Genomic DNA, 20,951 nt, shown 5'->3' on the forward strand with positions numbered 1-20,951 from the left:
GGTGGGGGCGACGGTCGCGGCGCTGCTGTCCGCGTCGGGAGTCGGCCGGGTCGACGTACGGGACGGCGGCTGTGTGGAGCCCTGGGACGTGGCGCCCGGGGGTGTGGGCGCCGAGCGGACCGGGGAGCGGCGGGACGTCGCCGCGCGGCACGCCGTGCGCCGGGCCGCGCCCGTGCCCCCGGCCCGGGGCCGGGCGGGCGGCTCCCGGGGCGAGCACGGGGAACGCGCGGAGGAGGACGGGGAGAAGCCGCTGGGGCTGGTGGTGTTCGCACCGCGCGACGGTCTGGCGGCCTTCGCGCCGGACCCGGCGGCGGCCGAGGAGCTGATCGCGGCCGGGACCCCGCATCTGTACGCGGGGGTGCTGGAGGCCACCGGGCTGGTGGGGCCGCTGGTGCTGCCGGGCAAATCGGCGTGCGCGGGCTGTATCGAGCGGGAACGGGCCGAACGGGACGCCGCATGGCCCCGGATGCTCGCCCAGTGGAGGTCCGGGCGCGCCTCGGGGGTACCGTCTTGCGACATGGCACTGGCCACGGTCGTGGCGGGGCTGACCGTGGCGTGGGCGCTCGCCCTTCTCGACGGTGGGTCCGCGCCGGGCGCCGGGGTCCGGCTGGAGCTGGCCCTGCCGGGTCCGGTCTGGCGTCCCGGGCCCGTCGCACCGCATCCGCGGTGTCCGTGCGGTGCCGCGGTCCGGGGCGACGGGATGTCCAGGGATCGCGGAGGCGGCGCACGGGAGAATGACCCGGTAACCGCCGTCCGAGGCGTGGCTGTTCGGCTAGTTGGAGGGGCGCATGTCTGATCTACCCCGCAAGGCGGTCACCCGTACCGTCAAGTTGGCCGCGTTGCCACTGGGGTTCGCGGGGCGCACGGCACTCGGCCTGGGAAAGCGCATCGGCGGCCGCCCGGCGGAGATGATCGCCGCCGAGCTGCAGCAGCGCACGGCGGAGCAGCTCTTCTCGACCCTGGGGCAGCTCAAGGGAGGTGCCATGAAGCTCGGTCAGGCGCTGTCCGTCTTCGAGTCGGCGCTTCCCGAGCAGATCGCCGGGCCCTACCGGGCGGCGCTCACCAAGCTTCAGGAGGCGGCTCCCCCGATGCCGGTGGCCTCGGTGCACGCGGCGCTGGCGGAGCGGCTGGGCGAGGACTGGCGCGAGCTGTTCGAGGAGTTCGAGGACAAGCCGGCGGCGGCCGCGTCCATCGGGCAGGTGCACCGGGCGGTCTGGCACGACGGGCGCGAGGTGGCCGTCAAGGTGCAGTATCCGGGAGCGGGTGACGCGCTGCTCTCCGATCTGACGCAACTGGGCCGGTTCGCCAAGCTGCTGGGGCCGCTGGTGCCCGGGATGGACATCAAGCCCCTCATCTCCGAGCTGCGCGACCGGGTGTCGGAGGAGCTGGACTACAAGCTGGAGGCCCGGGCCCAGAGCGCCCACGCCCGGGAGTTCGCCGGGGATCCCGATGTGACGGTGCCGGACGTCGTCCACCACGGGGATCAGGTGCTGGTGACGGAGTGGCTGGACGGGGTGCCGCTGTCCGAGGTGATAGCGGACGGCAGCCAGGAGATGCGGGACCGGGCCGGGCAGTTGCTGGCGCGCTTCCTCTTCTCGGGCGCGGCCCGCACCGGGCTGCTCCACGCCGACCCGCATCCGGGCAACTTCCGGCTGCTGACCGGGGACGCGCCCGACGGGCCGCCGGAGAAGTGGCGGCTGGGGGTGCTGGACTTCGGCACGGTCGACCGGCTGCCGAGAGGGCTGCCCGTGGAGATCGGCACGGCGCTGCGGCTGACCCTCGACGGCAAGGCGGACGCGGTCCATGAGCTGCTGCGTGACGAGGGCTTCGTCAAGCCGGAGATCGAGCTGGACCCGGGAGCGGTGCTCGACTATCTCCTGCCCATCATCGAGCCGGCGCAGGTGGACGAGTTCACCTTCACCAGGGACTGGCTACGGGCGCAGGCGACCCGGATCGCCGATCCCCGCTCCCCCGCGTACCAGCTGGCCCGGCAGCTCAATCTGCCTCCGGCCTATCTGCTGATACACCGGGTGACGATGAGCACCATAGGGGTGTTGTGCCAGCTGGGTGCCACGGTGCGGCTGCGTGACGAGATGGAGGCATGGGTGCCCGGTTTCACCACGGGCGACCGTAGTCAGGACACCTCCGCCTGAGGGCAGAGGACGGGCCGGGGCGACCCGGCTCGTCCCGGCTCACCACCAGGACGAGTCGAGGCGCCCTTCGATCGCTCTGAGGTTGGCGCGGGCGCAGTCGTCACAGAAGTAGTGACGGCTGCCGTTCTCGACGGAACAGATCCAGGTCGGCGGCGGTGTCCCGCCCGGAGCCGGGGCGCCACAGCGGGCGCACTCGACGGGCTGGTCGGCATCGGGGTCCAGCTGCGCGGATTCATGCGTCTTGCGGTCCACTCCCAGACGATATCCCCGTGAGCGGGCCCGGCGCGGGTGGCACACCCGAACGTGGTGCGGGGCCGGTCAGAAAGGACCGGCCCCGCGGAGGCTCACTGCATCACGGCCATGGCCAGGGCCCGGCGGGCCCGCAGCGAGGCGCGCTCGGCGCGGCGCTGCATCCGGCGGGCGGCGGCCAGCCGCACGGCCATCCGTTGGGACTCGGCCTCCCTCAGCCGGTCGTGCATATGAGCCCTGGCCAGGGCTTCTGGGATGAGTTGCATGGCGTGGTTCCTGTTCTGGCGCGAGGCGGTCGCGCCGGTGCGTTCATGGGTGGTGCCGGGGGCGAATGGCTCGGAGGTGGGGTGCATCGTCGGGTCCTGCTTCTTGGGGTCGTGCGTCGAGGGGCGGTCGATGGTGCCGTTGGCGGTCATGCGCTGACCGGGTTCTTGCGCGGGCGGCCACGGGGCCGCTTGCGGGCGACGACCACACCCTGGACGAACAGCTCGCCACCCCAGACGCCCCAGGGCTCGCGGCGGTCCTTGGCCCCGGCGAGGCAGGCGGCGCGCAGCGGGCAGGTCTGGCAGAGGGACTTGGCGTACTCGACGTCGGCCGGGGACTCGGCGAAGAAGACCTCCGGGTCATAGCTGCGGCAGGGCACCGGGACGCCGAGGTTCTCGATGGCCTCGTCGAGGTCGGTCAGGGCGGTCAGCGGGGTCAAGGTGTCCTCCGTGGGGACGGGCGGGGGGATCAGGTCGGTCGCTACGGACGGGGTGTGCGCCTTGAGTTGCACGGTGGGTGTTTCCTCGTCTGTTGTTCCGGCTGGTGGCCGGGCTGGTTTCCCCCGGCTGGGGGGCAAACAAAAGGGCCGCGGATCCCGGTGTGGGTTCCGCGGCCCTGGAAGGTGCCGACCTGATCATGCCGATCAGGCTGGATCTCTCCAGGGTTTGAGCCCACGGAAGGCCCACGTCATGGGGTGGTGCGCTGCGTTCAGGGATCCGGCGCCATTGGCCACCGCCGCGAGGGCATAGCCCTGACGGGCCTGCTCCTCCGCTGCTGCCATTACTGCGGATCCCTTGGTCGGTCGCTGTTCCGGCCGGACCGGGGTGGCGCCGGACAGACCGGTGCCCTGGAAGGAGCCGAGGAAGCCGAGCATGGCGGCGGAGCCGATCTGGCGATCGGTCATTTTGTCGCTGGCGATAAAGCTGATCATTGTCTCCGCCTCCTCTCGGCGTCTCGGGGGACCGTGTGACACGGTCCAAGTCTTCGGTTTCAGTACAGCACGGACCCAACGGAACCCGAAAGGCCCGTCGCTTCCCTGCTCGGAAGGCTATGGGCACTGCCTCCACACGCGCAAACTATTTTTCCGGAGTTTCTTGGGAGGTGTCCTGGGACACATCCGCCGAGCCCGGATCATCGCCCGCGCACAGGGCGAGAACGTCGGCCCCGAACTTCCCGAGCTTCCGTCCTCCGACACCTGAGATGCACGCAAGCTCCGCTTCGGTTCCCGGAACAGCCTCGGCGATCGCGAGAAGCGTCTTGTCGGTGAAGACGCAGAAGGCGGGCTGGCCCAGCAGCCGGGCCTGCTCGGCCCGCCAGTCGCGCAGCCGTTCGTGCAGCGCCTCGTCGAGCTCGCAGGGGCAGTCCTCGCAGCGCATCAGTTTGATCTCGCCCGCGTCGGTCAGCGTCCGGCCGCAGACCCGGCAGCGGGCGGAGCCGCGCCGCTTGCGCACCCCGGCGCCGCGCTCGACGCCCCCCTGCGCCGCCGCGCCGGAGAAGACCGGGCGCACGGCCGCGGAGCCCGGCCGCAGGCCGTTGAGGAAGCGGGTGGGACGCCGGGAGGGCCGGCCGCCCGGGGTCCGGGACAGTGCCCAGGACAGCGACAGATGGACCCGGGCCCGGGTGACACCGACATAGAGCAGCCGGCGCTCCTCCTCCACCTGCTCGTCGGTCTTGGCGTAGGTGATCGGCATCATGCCCTCGGCGAGCCCGACCAGGAAGACGGCGTCCCACTCCAGGCCCTTGGCCGCGTGCAACGAGGCGAGCGTCACACCCTCCACCGTGGGCGCGTGCTGGGCGTTCGCCCGCTCGTCCAGCTCGGCGACCAGGTCGGCGAGGGTGGCCGCCGGGCGGGCCCGGACGAAGTCCTCGGCGAGGCGCACCAGGGCCGCCAGTGACTCCCAGCGGTCGCGGACCGCCCCCGAGCCCGCCGGGGGCTCGGGCTTCCAGCCCCGGGTGCCGAGCACGGCGCGCACCTGGGAGGGCACGTCGTCGACGCCGGCCAGCTGGGGGTCCGAGTGGCCGCCGGCGCGGGCCGCGCCCCGCAGCAGCAGCCCGGCCTCGCGCACCTCGGGGCGCTCGAAGAAGCGCTCGGCGCCGCGCAGCTGGTAGGGCACCCCGGCGTCGGCGAGAGCCTGCTCGTAGACCTCGGACTGGGCGTTGATGCGGTAGAGGATCGCGATCTCGCTCGCGGGCACCCCGGAGTCCAGCAGCTCCCGGACCCGGCGGGCGGTGCCCTCGGCCTCGGCGGGCTCGTCCGCGTACTCCCCGTAGACCGGCTCGGGGCCACGGTCGCGCTGGGAGACCAGCTCCAGCCGGTGCTCGGCGGCCCGGCCGCGGGCCTGGGCGAGCAGCCCGTTGGCCAGGTGAACCACCTGGGGGGTGGAGCGGTAGTCCCGGACGAGCTTGACGACGGTGGCGTGCGGGTGCCGGACCCGGAAGTTCAGCAGGTGGTCGGGGGTGGCGCCGGTGAACGAATAGATCGTCTGGCTGGCGTCACCGACCACGCACAGGGTGTCGCGGTCGCCCAGCCACAGCTCCAGCAGCCGCTGCTGGAGCGGGCTGACGTCCTGGTACTCGTCGACCACGAAGTGCTGGTACTGGCGGCGGACGGTCTCGGCGATGTCGTGCCGGTCCTGGAGCACGCCCACGGTCAGCAGCAGCACGTCCTCGAAGTCGATCACGCCGCGCTCGCGCTTGAGCTGCTCGTACGTCCCGTAGACCAGGGCGATCTCGGCGGGGTCCCGGGGGGCCTCCCGGCCGGTCTTGGCGGCCGCGGCCGGATAGTCCTCGGGGACGGTCTGGGTGACCTTCGCCCACTCGATCTCTGCCGTCACATCGCGCAGCTCATTGCGGTCGAGACGGATCCGGCAGCGCGCCGCCGCCTCCGCCACCACCTGGACCTTGCGGTCCAGCAGCCGGGGCAGCTCGCCGCCCACCGCCTTGGGCCAGAAGTACTGGAGCTGGCGCAGGGCGGCCGAGTGGAACGTACGGGCCTGGACCCCGCCCGCGCCCAGCTGGCGCAGCCGGCCGCGCATCTCGCCCGCCGCCCGGTTGGTGAACGTGACGGCGAGCACACTCGAGGGCTGGAGCAGACCGGACCGGACGCCGTAGGCGATGCGGTGGGTGATCGCCCGGGTCTTGCCCGTACCGGCGCCGGCCAGCACGCACACCGGCCCGCTCAGGGCCGTGGCGACCTCGCGCTGCTCGGGGTCGAGCCCGTCGAGCACCGCGTCGGCCGAGTCCGGCACCTGGGGGAAGAGAGTGGAGTGCGTTGCTGGTGTCACCCCGCCATGCTGCCAGGTCCTGCGGGGCGACCGGGAATGTCGTCCACAGGAGGGGCCGGGCGGTCGTACTAATAGCGTCCTGGACACGGGAAGCGTCGCGAATGCGTCGGGAGCGTGTCGGGGATGCGTCGGAAACGGTCGGGAATGCTGGGCAGCGGGTGTGCGTTCTTCCTCCGGAATCTCCCCCGAGGAAGAAGGAGCGCGGGTCGCATGTCGAGCACCGTGACGATGTACAGCACCACCTGGTGCGGCTACTGCCGCCGCCTGAAGACCATGCTGGACCGCGAGGGCATCGCCTACAACGAGATCAACATCGAGCTCGACCCCGAGTCGGCCGCCTTCGTGGAGAAGGCCAACGGCGGGAACCAGACGGTCCCCACCGTGCTCTTCGCCGACGGCTCCACGCTCACCAACCCCTCGCTGGCGCAGGTGAAGGCGAAGATCGGCGCCTGACGCCGGCCCGGCCGACGCCCGGCGCCGGCCGGCGCCGCTCCCTACGGGAGCGGCTCGCCGTACCAGAGCTCGATCAGGCGGGCCGCGATGGAGATGCCGGTCGGAGGCAGGACCTCCCCGCTCTCGAACGCGGCCCGCAGCTCGTCCCGGGAGAACCAGCGCGCCTCGTGGATCTCCTCGCCGTCCACCTGGATGTCCGAGGACGTCGCCCGGGCCATGAAGCCCAGCATCAGGCTGGACGGGAACGGCCACGGCTGGCTCGCGATGTACTCCACGTCGCCGACGACGACGCCCGCCTCCTCGGCGACCTCCCGGCGCACCGCCTGCTCGATGGACTCCCCCGGCTCCACGAAGCCCGCGAGCGTCGAGAAGCGGCCCTCCGGCCAGTGCATCTGGCGGCCCAGCAGCGCCCGGTCCTTCTCGTCCGTGACCAGCATGATCACGGCCGGGTCGGTCCGGGGGTAGTGCTCGGCGCCACAGGCCTGGCAGCGGCGGATGTGGCCCGCGGCCGCGATCACCGTGCGCTCGCCGCAGCGCGAGCAGAAGCGGTGCAGCCGCTGCCAGTTCTCCAGGGCCACGGCGTGCACGAGCAGGCCCGCGTCGCGCGGGGACAGCAGCAGACCGGCCTCCCGCAGGCCCGCCGGGCGCGCGGACTGGTCGATACGGCCGGGCAGCGCGTCCTTCTGGAGCGCGAAGTAGGCCACGCCGTCCTCGTCCTTGCCGAGGAAGTAGCGGTGCGTCTCGGTGACCGGCGCCTCGAAGGCGGGCGTCATCACCAGCTCGGTGCGGCCGTCGGGGGTGTCGTCGATCAGCGCCTGACCGCCGGAGACCACGAAGACCCGCGTCGTGGGGTGACTCCACGCCGCGGCGAGCCACGCCTCGTCCAGACGGTGGTGCGCGGCACGGTCGATGCCGCTCGCGCCGCTCAGTGCGACGTCGAGCCTGTCGGGCCCGGTGGCGGTGAATTCGGTCCAGGTGGTCACGGCTGCTTCCAACTCCCCCTCTTGACAGTGTTTTGCGTCTTTGGCGACCGGTGTCAGGCGTTGCTGAGGCCCGTGCCGGTGGCCTCGCCCTCGCCCGTTCCGGCCAGGTCTCCCCACAGGTGGGCGGCGGTCTCCACGCCCTTCATGAGCAGGTCCAGCTCGACCTTCTCGTTCGGCGCGTGCCAGCCGTCCGACGGCACCGAGATGCCGAGGAACAGCACCGGGGCGCCCAGGACGTCCTGGAGGTCCGCCGCCGGGCCCGAGCCGCCCTCGCGCGTGAAGCGGATCTTCTGGCCGAAGGCCTTGGTCATGGCCCGTACGACCGACTGGAGCGCCGGGTGGTCCAGCGGGGTCAGACAGGGGCGGGTCGAGCCGGTGAACGTGATCTCGTGCCGGATGCCGCCGCCCTCCGGGAGGCGGGCCGCCACCCAGTCGCGCACGGACTCCTGGACGCGGTCGGCGTCCTGCCCCGCCACCAGCCGGAACGACAGCTTCAGCTGGGCCGACGACGGGACGATCGTCTTGCCGCCGGGGCCCTGGTAGCCACCGCCGATGCCGTTGACCTCGGCGGTCGGGCGGGCCCAGACGCGCTCCAGCGTGCTGAATCCCGCCTCACCGAGGGTGCCGTGCGAGTGCGCCGCGCGCAACCAGCGCTTCTCGTCGAACGGCAGCTCGGCGATCAGCTCGCGCTCCCGGTCGGTCAGCGCCACGACCCCGTCGTAGAACCCCGGGATCGTCACCCTGCGGTCCTCGTCGTGCAGGGCGGCCGCCAGGCGGGCGGCCTCCGTGGCCGGGTTGGGCACGGCGCCGCCGAAGGAACCGGAGTGAATGTCCTGGTCCGGGCCGTACAGGTCGATCTGGCACTCGGCCAGGCCGCGCATGCCCGTGCACACCGTCGGGGTGTCCTCCGACCACATGCCCGTGTCCGAGACGATCACCGCGTCGCAGGCGAGGCGGTCCGCGTGCGCGGCGATCAGCGCGGGGAAGTTCGGCGAGCCCGACTCCTCCTCGCCCTCGACGATCAGCTTGAGGTTGACGGCCGGGGCGGTACGGCCGGTGGCCGCCAGGTGGGCGCGGACGCCCAGGGTGTGGAAGAACACCTGGCCCTTGTCGTCGGCCGCGCCGCGCGCGTACAGCCGGCCGTCGATCGTCGTCGGCTCGAACGGGTCCGTGTGCCAGCCGTCCTCGCGGGCGGCGGGCTGGACGTCGTGGTGGCCGTAGACCAGGACCGTGGGGGCGTTCTCCTCGCCGGAGGGCCACTCCGCGAATACGGCGGGGGCGCCGGTGCCGGTGCCTGCGCCTGTGCCGGTGTCGTCCCTGTCGCCCGTCTCCCAGAGCTCCGCCGTCGGGAAACCCGTCTCCTTGAGCTTCGCCACCAGCCACTCGGCGCTGCGGCGCACATCGGCCGCGTTGGCCGGGTCGGCCGACACGGAGGGGATGCGCAGCCACTCGGCCAGGTCGGCGAGGAAGGCGGCGCGGTGCTCGTCGATGTACGCGCGGACGGCGTTGTCCGGGGCATTGCTCATGCCATCGAGCCTATCCGGACACGCGGGGCGACCAGGACCGGGTTTCCTCACACGTCCTCCCCCAGGAGGATCCGTTCCAGCCCGGCCCGGTCCGGCAGGTCCGCCGGGACCGCCTTCTCCCCGTCGCGGATGTACACGAACGAGGCCGTCACGGAGGAGAGCGGCAGTCCGTGCTGCTCCGCCCAGGCCAGGCGGTAGATCGCCAGCTGGAGGGGGTCGGCGGTCTGGGTGCGGGTGGTTTTCCAGTCGACGATCTCGTAGGCGGCGGCGTCGTGATCCTCTACGCGGTACACCGCGTCAATGCGGCCCCTGATCGTGCGGCCCGCGAGAGTGAGCTGGAAGGGGGCCTCCACCCGGTACGGGGTGCGGTGCGCGTACGGGGTGCGCTGGAAGGCCTCCTTCAGTTCGGCCAGGTCCTGCTCGTCGGCGATCTCGCCCGGGTCGGCGCCACCCGGGAGTTCCTCCGGGCCCAGGAAGGGGAGCGGGAGCGCTTCGAAGCGGGACTCCAGCCAGGCGTGGAAGCGGGTGCCCCGGCGGGCGGCGGGCTGGGGGCGGCGCGGCATGGGGCGCGCGAGGTCGCTCGCGAAGGCGTCGGGGTCGGCGGCCAGGTGCATCAGCTGGGTGGCGGTCAGGCTGGACGGCAGCAGCACGTCGTGGACCTTGGCGCGGGTGCGCTGGAGCTCCCCGGCCAGGGCGTTCAGGTCGCGGTCCCAGGACTCCACGGTGCGGGCCTCTTCGGGGAGCACCGGGTGCGTCGTCCGCGGTTGCGGGTCCGTTTCCAGGCGGTCCAGGTGTGCCAGGACCGCTCCGGCCGCCTGCCTGCGGCGGGCCAGGGACTCTCCGTCCAGCGGTAGCGGCCAGGCGTGGGTCGTCTCCTGGTGGAGTGCCGGGTTCTCCGCGTCCTCCGCCGGGGCGTCCGCCCAGGCCTCGATTTCGCCGTGGCCCGCCTCGCAGTGCGCGCGGAGGGCCTCCAGGAACTCCGACGGGCCGCGCGTGCGCTTCTGGTTCGGGCCCCACCAGTGGCCGGAGCCCAGGAGGAGGTTGCGGGGGCGGGTGAAGGTGACGTAGCCCAGGCGCAGCTCCTCGGTGTGCTGGTGCGCCTTCATCGCCGTTTTGAAGGTCGTCAGGCCCTTGGCCGTCCAGTCGGTGACGTCGGGGAGGGTGTCGGCGTCGCCGCGCAGGCTGTGCGGGAGGACCTTGGGCTGGGACGTCCAGGAGTCGCGGGACTGCTCGCTGGGGAAGGTCTTCGCCACCAGGCCCGGGACGGCCACCACGTCCCACTCCAGGCCCTTGGACTTGTGCGCGGTGAGGATCTTGACCGTGTCCTCGCCGCCCGGCAGGGAGTTGTCGAGGCCCTTCTCGTACTGCGCGGCCGTGCGCAGGAAGCCGAGGAACGCGGCCAGGGTGACCTCGCCGTCCAGGGCGGCGAAGCCCGCGGCGATGTCCAGGAACTGGGTGAGGGTCTCCCGGCGGCGGGCCGCCAGGGCGTGCGGGGAGGCCGAGAGTTCCACTTCGAGGCCTGTGGTGGCCAGGACCCGGTGGAGTACGTCCATGAGGGGGTCGCCGAGGCCGCGGCGCAGATCGCGGAGCTCGGCCGCGAGGCGGGCGAAGCGGATCCGGGCCTCGGCGGAGAAGGGCAGGTCGTCCTCGGGGGCGGCCGCCAGGAAGGTGTCCAGGGCGTCGGCCAGGGACGTCGTCTCCGTGGGGTCCACGCCCTCCACGGCCTCGGCGAGGCGGCGGTCCGGGTCGGCGCCGGTGGGGCCGTAGGGCACGAGCGTCCGGGCGCGACGGCCCAGCAGGGCCAGGTCCCGGGGGCCGATGCGCCAGCGGGGGCCGGTCAGCAGGCGGACCAGGGAGGCGTTGGCGGTGGGGTCGTGGAGGACCTCGCAGACGGCGACGAGGTCGGCGATCTCCGGCAGGTGGAGCAGCCCGGAGAGGCCAACGACCTCCACGGGGATGTCCCGCCGGACGAGGGCGCCCTGGATCTCCGCGAAGTCGGTGGCGGTGCGGCACAGTACGGCGATGTCGCCCGGGCGGGTGCCGGTGCGGACGAGGTGGGCCAGGGAGTCCGCGAGCCAGTCGAGCTCCTCGGCGTGGGTGGGCAGCAGGGCGCAGCGGACCACGCCGTCGCGCTCGGCTCCCGGGGCCGGGCGCAGGGCCTCGACACCCTCGTGGCGTTCGCGGAGGGGGGCGGCCAGGGTGTTGGCCAGGTCCAGCAGGCGGCCTCCACTGCGGCGGTTCTCGCTGAGGGAGTACCGGTCGGCGGGGCGCCCGTCCTCCTGCGGGAAGTGGTGCGGGAAGTCGTCCAGGTTGGCCACCGACGCGCCTCGCCAGCCGTAGATGGCCTGGCAGGGGTCGCCCACGGCCGTCACCGCGTGGCCCGTGCCGTCGCCGAAGAGGCCGGCCAGCAGCAGGCGCTGGGCGACGGACGTGTCCTGGTACTCGTCGAGGAGGACGACCTTGAACTGCTCGCGGAGGATGCGGCCCACCTCGGGCCGGGTGCGTGCCAGCTCGGCGGAGCGGGCGATCTGGTCGCCGAAGTCGAGGAGGTCCCGGGAGCGCTTCTCCTTGCGGTACCCCTCGACGAGCTCCAGGAGCTCCAGGCGGGCGCGCACCGCCTCCGGGACCTTGCGCAGGTCCGCGTTGGTCAATTTGGCGGCTGCGAGGGCCTCCAGGAGGGCGTGGTCGTGGGCGCGGAGGTCTTTCGGAGCCACCAGGTGCTCCGCCAGTTCGCCGTCCAGGGCCAGCAGGTCGGTGACCAGGTCGGCGAGGGGGCGGGTGAGGGCCGGGTACGGGCCCGGCGAGGAGCGCAGGACGCGGGCGGCGAGCTGGAAGCGGGTGGCGTCGGCGAGGAGGCGGGAGGTGGGCTCCAGGCCGATGCGCAGGCCGTGCTCCTTGAGGAGCTGGCCGGCGAAGGCGTGGTAGGTGGAGATCCGGGGCTCGCCGTCGGTCTCCTTCCCGGCGGGCTCCGGGTCGATGCCGGCCCGGCCGAGGGCCTTGCGGACGCGCTCGGCGAGCTCGCCCGCCGCCTTGTTGGTGAACGTCAGGCCGAGGACCTCCTCGGGCGCGACCTGCCCGGTGCCGACCAGCCAGACGACGCGCGCGGCCATGACAGTCGTCTTGCCGGATCCGGCTCCGGCCACGATGACCTGCGGGGCGAGCGGCGCGGTGACGCAGGCCATCTGCTCCGGGGTGAAGGGGATGCCGAGGAGCTCCTTGAGCTGCTCGGGGTCGGTCAGGCGCGGGGGCATGCCGGGGACGTTAGCGGGAGGCACTGACATCTCACTCCACGATCTGCCGGCCCTCGGGCCGGGCACTGCACGAGGCGCGGAACGAGCAGTGGGCGCACTGCTGACCGGGGCGGGGGGTGAAACGTTCCTCGAGGACCCGGCCCGCGGCCTCGGCGAGGAGTTCGCCGACCCATTCGCCGTCGAGGGGCTCCTGTGCCTGGACCTTGGGGAGCATCTCCCCGCCGTCCTTCTTGGCCGCGCCCTGGCGCAGGTGGACGAGTTCGGCGCCGCCGGGCCGGGGCCGGGCGCCGCCGAAGGCGTCGTCCACGGCGCCCTCGGCGACGGCGAGCTGGTAGACGGCGAGCTGGGGGTGGTGTTCGACGTCCTTGGCGGAGGGCGCGCTCTTGCCGGTCTTGAAGTCGACGACGTACGCGCGGCCGTGGGCGTCCCGCTCGACGCGGTCCATGGAGCCGCGGATGCGCACCTGGTACTGCTGGGCCTTGAGGGTGACGTCGAAGGGGTGCTCGGTGGCGACGGCGTCGCGGGCGCGCTCCATCACGTGCCAGCGCAGGAAGCGCTCCAGGGCGGCGCGGGCCTGCTCCATCTCCTGCCGCGACTTCCAGGGGGCGTCGAAGGCCAGGGACTCCCAGACGGTCTCCAGGCGCTCCATGAGCACGGCGAGGTCGGCGGGGGTGCGGCCGGAGGCGACCTCGTCGGCGAGGACGTGGACGACGTTGCCGAAGCCCTGGGCGGCGGTGGCGGGGGCGTCCGCCTTCACCTCGCGGCCCAGGAACCACTGGAGGGAGCAGCCGTCCTCGGTGAGCTGGCCGAGGGCGGAGCCGGACAGTGTGACGGGCCGTTCCGGGTCGCGCAGCGGCACCTCGTTGTGGGTGGGCTCGTCCAGGCCCCACCAGCGGTAGGGGTGCGCGGCGGGGACGAGCGGCTGGCCCTCCTCGTCGCGCAGGGCGGCGAGCCGGGCGAGCCGTTCGGCGGCGGCGGCCCGCAGCGTGCCGGAGGCGGCGGGGTCGACGGTGGTGGCGCGCAGCTCGGCGACGAGCGCGGCGACGGCCAGGGGGCGGCGCGGGCGCTGGGTGACGTCGACGGGTTCGGTGCCCAGCTCCGTCAGGAAGCGGGAGGGCTGGTCGCCGTCCTCGGCGGCCGCCTTGACCGCCGTGACCACGAGCCGGTCGCGGGCCCGGGTGGCGGCCACGTAGAACAGCCGGCGCTCCTCGGCGAGGAGGGCGCCCGCGCCGAGGGGCTCGGCGATGCCGTCGCGCCCGATGCGGTCGGCCTCCAGGAGCGAGCCGCGGCGGCGCAGGTCGGGCCAGAGGCCCTCCTGGACGCCCGCGACGACGACGAGCCGCCACTCCAGGCCCTTGGAGCGGTGCGCGGTCATCAGCCGTACGGCGTCGGGGCGCACGGCCCTGCGGGTGAGGGTGTCGGCGGCGATGTCCTGGGCGTCCAGCTCGTCGAGGAAGTTCAGGGCGCCGCGGCCGCCGGTGCGTTCCTCGGCGCGGGCGGCGGTCTCGAAGAGGGCGCAGACGGCGTCGAGGTCGCGGTCGGCGTTGCGGCCGGCCGGGCCGCCTCGGTGGGCGGCGCGGCGCAGCCGGGTGGGCCAGGGGGTGCCGTCCCAGAGGTGCCAGAGGGCCTCCTCCGCCGTGCCGCCGCGCGCCAGGAGCTCGCGCGCCCCGGCGAGGAGCGCGCCCAGGCGCTGGGCGGGGCGCGCGTACGCGGGGTCGTGCGCGACCAGGCGTGCGGGTTCGGCTAGCGCCTCGGCGATGAGGGTGTCCGAGGGTCTCGGCATTCCCTCGCCCGCCGCGCGCTCCTCCTCGCGGAGGGCTCGGCCCAGGCGGCGGAGATCCGCGGCGTCCATGCCGCCCAGGGGCGATGAGAGGAGGTGCAGCGCCGTCTCCGGCGTGAGCCAGTTCCGCGCCTCCGGCGCGGTGGCGTCCGGAACAGGCTCCGCCACCGCCCGCAGTGCGGTCAGCAGTGGAGCCACCGCCGGTTCATGGCGCAGGGGGACGTCGTCGCCGTCGACCTCGACCGGGACGCCCGCCGACGTCAGGGCGCGGCGCAGGGACGGTATCGACCGGGAGCCCGCGCGGACGAGGACGGCCATGTCCTGCCAGGGGACGCCGTCCTCCAGGTGGGCGCGGCGGAGGACGTCGGCGATGTTGTCGAGCTCGGCGCCCGCCGTCGGGTAGGTGTACGCCTCCACCCGACCCCCGCCCCGTACGGCCGTGAGCTCGCGGTGGGCCCGTACGGCGTCGGCCGGCAGCCGGGTCAGCGGCATCCGGTGGGTGAGCAGCCGGGTCGCGGCGAGCAGGGCGGCGCCGGAGCGGCGCGAGGTGGTGAGGACCGCGACCGGGGCGGGCGAGCCGTCGGTGCGCGGGAAGGCGTGCGGGAAGTCGAGGATGCCGCCGACGTCGGCGCCCCGGAAGGCGTAGATGGACTGGTCGGGGTCGCCGAAGGCGATCAGGGTCCGGCCGCCGCCCGCCAGCGCGCGCAGCAGCCGGGCCTGGGAGACGTCGGTGTCCTGGTACTCGTCGACGAAGACCGCGTCGTAGCTGCGGCCCAGTTCGGCCGCGACCTCGGGGCGCCCGGCGAGGAGGACGGCGCGGTGGACGAGCTCGGCGTAGTCGAGGACGCCGCGCGCGTCGAGGACGTCCAGGTACTCGGCGAGGAAGGAGGCGGCCGCGCGCCAGTCGGGGCGGCCGGCGCGGTGGGCGAAGGCGTCGAGCTCGCCGGGGCCCAGGCCCAGCTCCCGGCTGCGGGCGAGGACGGCGCGCATCTCGTCGGCGAAGCCGCGTGTGGTCAGGCAGGCGCGCAGTTCGTCGGGCCAGCGCACCCGGCCGCGGCCCTCCTTGCCCAGCTCCAGCTCGCCCTCCAGCAGCTCGCGGACCATGACGTCCTGCTCCGGGCCGGACAGCAGCCGGGTGGGCTCGGCGAACAGTTCGACGTCCTGGTGGGCGCGCACCAGCGCGTAGCAGTAGGAGTGGAAGGTGGTGGCCTGCGGGCCCTGGGCGCCGCCCAGCCGGGCCGACATCCGGTCGCGCAGTTCGACGGCCGCCTTGCGGCTGAAGGTCAGCACGAGGATCCGCGCGGGGTCGGCGCCGCGTCGCACCCGTTCGGCCACCGCCTCGACGAGCGTGGTCGTCTTGCCCGTGCCCGGACCGGCGAGCACCAGCAGCGGCCCCCGCCCGTGGTCAACCACCGCGCGCTGGCACGCGTCCAGCTCAGGAGGGACCACCGGGCCCGGCGGCGTGCGCACGAGGCGGTACGCGCCCGTGGCGGGCCGCTGGAGGGACGAGGAGGAGCTCACGTGTGTTGCCGGTCCTGGGGGGAGGAGTGCGGGTGGTCGGTCGGCCGGGGTGCGGCACGGCGCGAAGGGCGACCCCCGACGCTACGCCAGGAGACCCGTGTGGCGCAGTGCGTCCCGGGTGCCTCCCTCCCTCTTCCATGGCCTCATCCGTTCGGGTAACGCCTTGCGGCCACGGGCCGGGGCGCGGCCCGGTGGCGGCAGCGGTTTGGCGCTCAGGTGTGCGGATTCACATCCGTGCCGCCGTCCCAGCGGGCGCGGGCCATGGCGATGCGGGGCATCCGGTCCCCGGCCGCGCGGCCGGGCTCCCGCAGCGGGGTGCCCTCGGCGCGGTAGTGGGCCAGGGCGTCGCGTTCGTGGCCGGGCAGCAGCGCGCCGTCCGCCCGGACGACGCGCCACCAGGGCACGGCCCCGCCGTAGAGGGCCATGACGCGGCCGACCTGCCGGGGTCCGCCCTCGTCGAGCCATTCGGCGACGTCCCCGTAGGTCATCACCCGGCCCGCCGGAATCAGCTCGGCGACGGCCAGCACCCGTTCCGCGTACTCGGGAAGCTCGTCCATCCGGTGCATACTGCCGCATCGCACGCCGGACGGGCCGCCCCGGCCGCCGGAAGCACACGCTCCACAAGATCACCCAGAGTGCGTCATCGCACTACAGGGCGTACGATCCGGAGTCCGCGCCCCCCGAAATGCACCCTGATACCCCCTTGCCCGGCCGGGTCATGCCACCATCTTCCGGGCGGTGACTGGTGATACGAGACCGAGAAGAGACCGACGAGCAGCAGGGCGCGCAGCCTCCGGACGAGGCCCGCGCCCGCGGAGTGCTGCCCTGCGACGGGCGCCCCGGCGGGTACCCGTGCGAGGACGGTGAGGGCCACATCGAGAAGGTCTCCGGCGACGAGCCGCTGCTCCCCGCCCGTGTCCACCGCCCGGCCGATCTGGTCCGGCTCTTCCTGGGCATCGTGGGCATCGCCCTCGTGCTCGCGCTCGCGGCCTTCGCCCACGGCACCACCTCGGGCCTGGCGAACGACATCAGCGAGAGCACCGGGAAGGCGCCCCAGCTGCTGGCCAGCTTCGCCGGTCTCACGGCGAACATCGCGGTCTTCATCGTCCCGGTGGCCTTCGCCATCGAACGGCTGATCAAACGCGACGGGCTGCGCATCGCCGACGGTGTCCTGGCCGCCGTGCTGGCCCACGGCGTGTCCCTGGCCACCGACCTGTGGGTGGCCGACTCGGCACCCCACTCCATCCGCGCCGCGCTCTCCCAGCCCTCGCCCGCCGGCGGCTTCACCGACCCGGTGCACGGCTATCTGGCGCCCGTGATCGCCTATATGACGGCCGTCGGCATGTCCCGGCGACCGCGCTGGCGCGTGGCCATGTGGGCCGTGCTCCTCCTGGACGCCTTCGCGGTGCTGGTCAACGGCTACACCACGCCGTTCTCCATCGCCATCACCGTCCTGATCGGCTGGACCGTCGCCTACGCGACCCTCTACGCCGTCGGCTCCCCCAACGTCCGCCCCACCGGCCAGCACCTCCTCGCCGGGCTGCGGCGCGTCGGCTTCCGGCCGGAGACCGCGCTGCGCGCCGAGGACCACGAGACCGCCGAGCAGCACCCCGACCGGGGCCGCCGCTACATCGTCACCCTGGAGGACGGCCCGCCCCTCGACGTCACCGTCGTCGACCGCGAGCAACAGGCCCAGGGCTTCTTCTACCGCGTCTGGCAGCGCCTCGCCCTGCGCGGGATCACCCAGCGCCGCAGCCTCCAGTCGCTGCGCCAGGCCCTCGAACAGGAGGCGCTGCTCGCCTACGCGGCCATCGCCGCCGGCGCCAACGCCCCCAAGCTGATCGCCACCTCCGAGCTGGGCCCGGACGCCGTGATGCTCGTCTACGAGCACATCGGCGGCCGCCCCCTGGTCTCCGTCCCCACCGAGGAGATCACCGACGAGCTGATGCGGGGCGCCTGGCACCAGCTCAAGGCCCTCCAGTCGCGCCGCATCGCCCACCGCAGGCTCGACGGCGACGCCCTGCTGGTGGATCGTTCCGGCAATGTCGTCCTCACCGACCTGCGCGGCGGCGAGATCGCGGCCGGCGACCTGGTCCTCCGCATGGACGTCGCCCAGCTCCTCGTCACCCTCGGCCTGCGGGTCGGCGCCGAGCGGGCCGTGGCCACCGCCGTCGAGGTCCTCGGCCCCGACGCCGTGGCCGACAGCCTCCCCCTCCTCCAGCCCCTCGCCCTCACCCGCGTCAGCCGCGCGACCCTGCGCCAGCTCGCCCGCGAACGGGCACAGCGCGAACGGGACCGGGTGCTGGAGAACGCCCGCCTCGCCAAGGAGGCCCGGGACGCGGCCCGCGCCGCCGACGCCGAACCCGCCGACGCCAGCCGCAAGGCGCTCAAGGCCGAGCGTCAGGCGGAGAAGAAGGCCATCGACGAGGCGATCGAGGAGGCCCGCGAGGAGGACCTCCTCGCCCAGATCCGCCGCCAGGTCCTGCTCATCCGGCCGCAGGCGCCGATAGAGCCGGTACGCCTGGAGCGCATCAAGCCCCGCACGCTGATCAGCTTCGTCGCGGGCGCGATCGCCGCGTACTTCCTGCTGTCCCAGCTCACCCATATCAAGTTCGGCGATCTCGTCGACAAGGCCAACTGGGCGTGGGTCGCCATGGCCGTCGCCTTCCAGGCGCTGACCTACGTGGCCGCCGCGATGAGCCTGCTCGGCTTCGTACCGGAGAAGGTCACCTTCGGCCGGACGGTCCTGGCACAGGTCGCGGGCTCGTTCGTGAAGATCGTCGCCCCGGCGGCGGTCGGCGGCGTGGCCCTGAACACCCGCTTCCTCCAGCGGGCGGGCATCCGCCCCGGCCTGGCCGTGGCGAGCGTCGGCGCGTCCCAGCTCTTCAGCCTGGGCTGCCACATCATGCTGCTGCTGTCCTTCGGCTACGTCACCGGCACCGAACGCAGTTCCTCCCTCGGCCCCTCCCGGACCGTGATCGGCGGCCTGCTGACGGCCGCGGTCCTGGTGCTGGTGGTCGCCGCGATCCCGGTGCTCCGGAAGTTCGTCTCGACCCGGGTGCGGTCGCTGTTCGCGGGCGTCGTACCGCGCATGCTGGACGTGCTCCAGCGGCCGCAGAAGCTCTGCTTCGGCATCGGCGGGATGCTGCTGCTGACGGCGGCGAACGTCATGTGCCTGGACGCGTCGATCCGGGCGTTCGGAGGGGACCTCAGCTACGCGAGCATCGCGGTCGTGTTCCTGACCGCGAACGCGCTGGGGTCGGCGGCGCCGACGCCGGGCGGTGTGGGTGCGGTGGAGTTCGCGCTCACGGGTGCGCTGACATTCGCGGGGCTTCCCGCCGAGCAGGCGGCGCCTGCGGTGCTGCTGTTCCGGCTGATGACGCTTTGGCTGCCGGTGCTGCCCGGCTGGGCGTCGTTCACGCACCTGACGCGGAAGGGTGCGATCTAGGAGGCAGGTCAGGCATTCAGCCTTGCAGATGCGAGCCGGATCGACATACCGTGCCGCACATGCGGTCGTACACCATCGGGCAGGCAGCCCGGCTGCTGAGCGTCAGTCCCGACACCGTCCGCCGTTGGGCCGACGCGGGCAGGATCCCCACCCGACGTGACGAGGCCGGCAAGCGGCTCATCGAGGGGCCCGACCTGGCGGCCTTCTCCGTGCGCCTCGCCGCCGAGGCGCACGAGACCGACGACGAGCCGCGCACCAGCGCCCGCAACGCCTTCCCGGGGATCATCACCGCCGTGAAGCTCGGCGACGTGGCCGCGCAGGTGGAGATCCAGGCCGGACCGCACCGGCTGGTCTCCCTCCTCACCCGCGAGGCCGTGGAGGAGCTGGGCCTGGCCGTGGGCATGGAGGCCGTGGCGCGGGTGAAGGCCACCAACGTGCACATCGACCGCGCCTGACCAGGAGAAACGATGCCCCGCACCCTCGCACGCACGGCCCTTGCGGCAGCGCTCCTCCTCCCCCTGGCCACGGCCTGCGGCGGCGGGAAGAGCGCCGAGGCCAAGCAGCCGACCACCCTCACGGTCCTGGCCGCCGCCTCCCTCACGGACGTCTTCAAGGAGGCCAAGGCCGTCTACGAGAAGGAGCACCCCGACACCAAGGTCACGTTCTCCTTCGCAGGCTCCCAGGAGCTGGCCGCCCAGGTGCGCCAGGGCGCGCCCGCCGACGCGCTGGTGACGGCCGACACCAGGACGATGGACGGTCTCGTCCAGCAGACGAACGCCCCCACCACCATCGCGAAGAACCGCCTGACGATCGCCACGGCCCCCGGCAACCCGCAGAAGATCCAGGGCCTCTCCGACCTCTCCCGGTCCGGCCTCAAGGTGGTCCTGGCCGCCCCCGAGGTGCCCGCGGGCCGCTACAGCAAGAAGGTCCTCGACCAGCAGCACGTCGACGTCAAGCCGGTCTCCCAGGAGCCCAGCGTCCGCGCCGTGCTGAGCAAGGTCACCCTCGGCGAGGCGGACGCGGGCATCGTGTACGTCACGGACGCCACCTCGGCCAAGGGCAAGGTCGCGACCGTCGCCATCCCCGACACGCAGAACGCCGTGGCCGCCTACCCCGCCGCGACCCTCAAGGGCTCGAAGCACACCAAGGAGTCGGCCGACTTCGTCAAGTGGCTCAGCTCCTCCGAGGCCCAGAAGCTCCTCCGCGAGGCGGGCTTCCAGCAGCCATGAGGGCCCGTACGCCCCTGCCGCTGGCGATCCCCTCGGTCCTCGCCATCGCCTTCCTGCTCCTCCCCCTGACGGGCGTTCTCACCCGCACACCATGGACCACCCTTCCGTCCCGCCTCACCTCCCCCGAGGTCACCCAGGCCCTCACCCTGAGCCTCACGGTCTCGGCGTACGCCCTGGCGCTCTCCCTCGCCCTCGGGGTCCCCCTCGCCTGGCTCCTGGCCCGGGTGGACTTCCCGGGCAAGGCGCTCGTCCGCTCCCTGGTGATGCTCCCGATGGTCCTCCCGCCCACCGTCGCGGGCGTGGCCCTCCTCCAGGGCTACGGTCGCCGGGGCGTCCTGGGCCCCTGGCTGGACGAGTGGTTCGGCATCACGATCCCCTTCACCACGACAGCAGCGGTCGTGGCCTCGACCTTCGTGGCCATGCCCTTCCTCGTCATCAGCCTGGAAGGAGCGCTCAACACCCTCCACCCCCGCTACGAGGAGACGGCGACCTCCCTGGGCGCCTCCCCCCTGCGCGCTTTCCGCACGATCACCCTCCCCATGATCGCGCCGGGTCTCTTCGCGGGGGCGGCCCTCTGCTGGGCCCGCGCCCTGGGCGAGTTCGGGGCGACGATCACGTTCGCGGGCAACCTGCCGGGCATCACACAGACCCTCCCCCTCCAGGTCTACCTGCTCCTCCAGGACGACCCGGAAGGAGCGACGGCGGTATCACTGCTCCTCCTGGCCATAGCGACAGCGGTCCTCCTGACCCTCCGTGGCCGCTGGCCGCAGACGCCGACGGCGGGAGGGCGGGGCCGGGGCGGGCAGGGCC

Annotated in this window: 17 protein-coding genes; 7 read left to right on the forward strand and 10 right to left on the reverse strand. The window is 73.5% G+C overall.

The annotated features are described in order from the left end of the window. Together K6I33_RS12655 and K6I33_RS12660 are read left to right on the forward strand one after the other, a co-directional pair. The coding region (locus K6I33_RS12655; protein ID WP_374284228.1) for a ThiF family adenylyltransferase at positions 1-796 on the forward strand (796 nt) is incomplete at its 5' end. Further along, a complete protein-coding gene (locus K6I33_RS12660) occupies positions 789-2,153 on the forward strand; it encodes an AarF/ABC1/UbiB kinase family protein (protein WP_229351031.1) in 1,365 nt (454 codons plus the stop codon). The genes K6I33_RS12655 and K6I33_RS12660, both read left to right, overlap by 8 nt. 39 nt (positions 2,154-2,192) lie before the next feature. Here K6I33_RS12660 and K6I33_RS12665 read toward each other — a convergent pair whose 3' ends face one another. From K6I33_RS12665 to K6I33_RS12685, 5 genes are all read right to left on the reverse strand, one after another. Continuing rightward, positions 2,193-2,405, reverse strand: coding sequence for a hypothetical protein (locus K6I33_RS12665; RefSeq protein ID WP_229351032.1), 213 nt, complete (start codon positions 2,403-2,405; stop codon positions 2,193-2,195). A 92-nt stretch (positions 2,406-2,497) separates the two neighbouring features. After that, on the reverse strand, positions 2,498-2,818 hold the full coding sequence (locus K6I33_RS12670) for a hypothetical protein (RefSeq protein ID WP_229351034.1): 321 nt from the start codon (positions 2,816-2,818) through the stop codon (positions 2,498-2,500). Continuing rightward, positions 2,815-3,177, reverse strand: coding sequence for a WhiB family transcriptional regulator (locus K6I33_RS12675; protein WP_229351036.1), 363 nt, complete (start codon positions 3,175-3,177; stop codon positions 2,815-2,817). The genes K6I33_RS12670 and K6I33_RS12675 overlap by 4 nt, the downstream gene beginning before the upstream one ends. Positions 3,178-3,309: 132 nt before the next feature. Continuing rightward, on the reverse strand, positions 3,310-3,597 hold the full coding sequence (locus tag K6I33_RS12680; RefSeq protein ID WP_229351038.1) for a hypothetical protein: 288 nt from the start codon (positions 3,595-3,597) through the stop codon (positions 3,310-3,312). A 145-nt stretch (positions 3,598-3,742) separates the two neighbouring features. After that, on the reverse strand, positions 3,743-5,950 hold the full coding sequence (locus K6I33_RS12685) for an ATP-dependent DNA helicase UvrD2 (RefSeq protein WP_308297140.1): 2,208 nt from the start codon (positions 5,948-5,950) through the stop codon (positions 3,743-3,745). A 210-nt stretch (positions 5,951-6,160) separates the two neighbouring features. On the opposite strand from K6I33_RS12685, the gene K6I33_RS12690 reads away from it, so the two are divergent. Continuing rightward, the gene (locus K6I33_RS12690) at positions 6,161-6,403 is read left to right on the forward strand and encodes a mycoredoxin (protein WP_229351040.1); all 243 of its coding nucleotides are present in this window, start codon (positions 6,161-6,163) and stop codon (positions 6,401-6,403) included. 41 nt (positions 6,404-6,444) lie between these two features. On the opposite strand, the gene nudC is transcribed toward K6I33_RS12690, so the two are convergent. The 5 genes from nudC to K6I33_RS12715 form a co-directional block, all read right to left on the reverse strand. Beyond that, a complete protein-coding gene (gene nudC / locus K6I33_RS12695) occupies positions 6,445-7,386 on the reverse strand; it encodes an NAD(+) diphosphatase (RefSeq protein ID WP_229351042.1) in 942 nt (313 codons plus the stop codon). Positions 7,387-7,439: 53 nt separating this feature from the next. Then, positions 7,440-8,912 carry a M20/M25/M40 family metallo-hydrolase gene (locus tag K6I33_RS12700; RefSeq protein ID WP_229351045.1) on the reverse strand — a complete coding sequence of 491 codons (1,473 nt, stop codon included), beginning with the start codon at positions 8,910-8,912 and terminating at the stop codon, positions 7,440-7,442. A gap of 47 nt (positions 8,913-8,959) precedes the next feature. Then, entirely contained in the window at positions 8,960-12,163 is a 3,204-nt protein-coding gene (locus tag K6I33_RS12705; protein WP_229351047.1) for an ATP-dependent DNA helicase, read from the reverse strand. A 31-nt stretch (positions 12,164-12,194) separates the two neighbouring features. Continuing rightward, on the reverse strand, positions 12,195-15,464 hold the full coding sequence (locus tag K6I33_RS12710; protein WP_229351049.1) for an ATP-dependent DNA helicase: 3,270 nt from the start codon (positions 15,462-15,464) through the stop codon (positions 12,195-12,197). 212 nt (positions 15,465-15,676) lie between these two features. Further along, positions 15,677-16,021: an MGMT family protein gene (locus K6I33_RS12715; RefSeq protein ID WP_229351052.1), complete on the reverse strand. Its 345-nt coding sequence runs from the start codon at positions 16,019-16,021 to the stop codon at positions 15,677-15,679. Between the two features lie 188 nt (positions 16,022-16,209). On the opposite strand from K6I33_RS12715, the gene K6I33_RS12720 reads away from it, so the two are divergent. The 4 genes from K6I33_RS12720 to K6I33_RS12735 all read left to right on the forward strand — a co-directional run. Continuing rightward, a complete protein-coding gene (locus tag K6I33_RS12720; RefSeq protein WP_229351054.1) occupies positions 16,210-18,912 on the forward strand; it encodes a lysylphosphatidylglycerol synthase transmembrane domain-containing protein in 2,703 nt (900 codons plus the stop codon). A 59-nt stretch (positions 18,913-18,971) separates the two neighbouring features. Beyond that, positions 18,972-19,367: a molybdopterin-binding protein gene (locus K6I33_RS12725; protein ID WP_229351057.1), complete on the forward strand. Its 396-nt coding sequence runs from the start codon at positions 18,972-18,974 to the stop codon at positions 19,365-19,367. Positions 19,368-19,379: 12 nt separating this feature from the next. After that, entirely contained in the window at positions 19,380-20,141 is a 762-nt protein-coding gene (gene modA, locus K6I33_RS12730; RefSeq protein WP_229351059.1) for a molybdate ABC transporter substrate-binding protein, read from the forward strand. Further along, on the forward strand, positions 20,138-20,951 hold an 814-nt coding region (locus K6I33_RS12735; RefSeq protein WP_229351061.1), incomplete at its 3' end, for an ABC transporter permease. The genes modA and K6I33_RS12735, both read left to right, overlap by 4 nt.

It is taken from the genome of Streptomyces sp. UNOB3_S3, from assembly GCF_020740895.1.
Classification (GTDB): domain Bacteria; phylum Actinomycetota; class Actinomycetes; order Streptomycetales; family Streptomycetaceae; genus Streptomyces.

Coding starts and splice junctions, on each gene's coding strand:
- K6I33_RS12690 (WP_229351040.1), top strand. CDS start 6,161: ATGTCGAGCACCGTGACGATGTACAGCACCACCTGGTGCGGCTACTGC.
- K6I33_RS12705 (WP_229351047.1), bottom strand. CDS start 12,163: ATGCCCCCGCGCCTGACCGACCCCGAGCAGCTCAAGGAGCTCCTCGGC.
- K6I33_RS12700 (WP_229351045.1), bottom strand. CDS start 8,912: ATGAGCAATGCCCCGGACAACGCCGTCCGCGCGTACATCGACGAGCAC.
- K6I33_RS12725 (WP_229351057.1), top strand. CDS start 18,972: ATGCGGTCGTACACCATCGGGCAGGCAGCCCGGCTGCTGAGCGTCAGT.
- K6I33_RS12660 (WP_229351031.1), top strand. CDS start 789: ATGTCTGATCTACCCCGCAAGGCGGTCACCCGTACCGTCAAGTTGGCC.
- K6I33_RS12670 (WP_229351034.1), bottom strand. CDS start 2,818: ATGACCGCCAACGGCACCATCGACCGCCCCTCGACGCACGACCCCAAG.
- K6I33_RS12715 (WP_229351052.1), bottom strand. CDS start 16,021: ATGGACGAGCTTCCCGAGTACGCGGAACGGGTGCTGGCCGTCGCCGAG.
- K6I33_RS12680 (WP_229351038.1), bottom strand. CDS start 3,597: ATGATCAGCTTTATCGCCAGCGACAAAATGACCGATCGCCAGATCGGC.
- modA (WP_229351059.1), top strand. CDS start 19,380: ATGCCCCGCACCCTCGCACGCACGGCCCTTGCGGCAGCGCTCCTCCTC.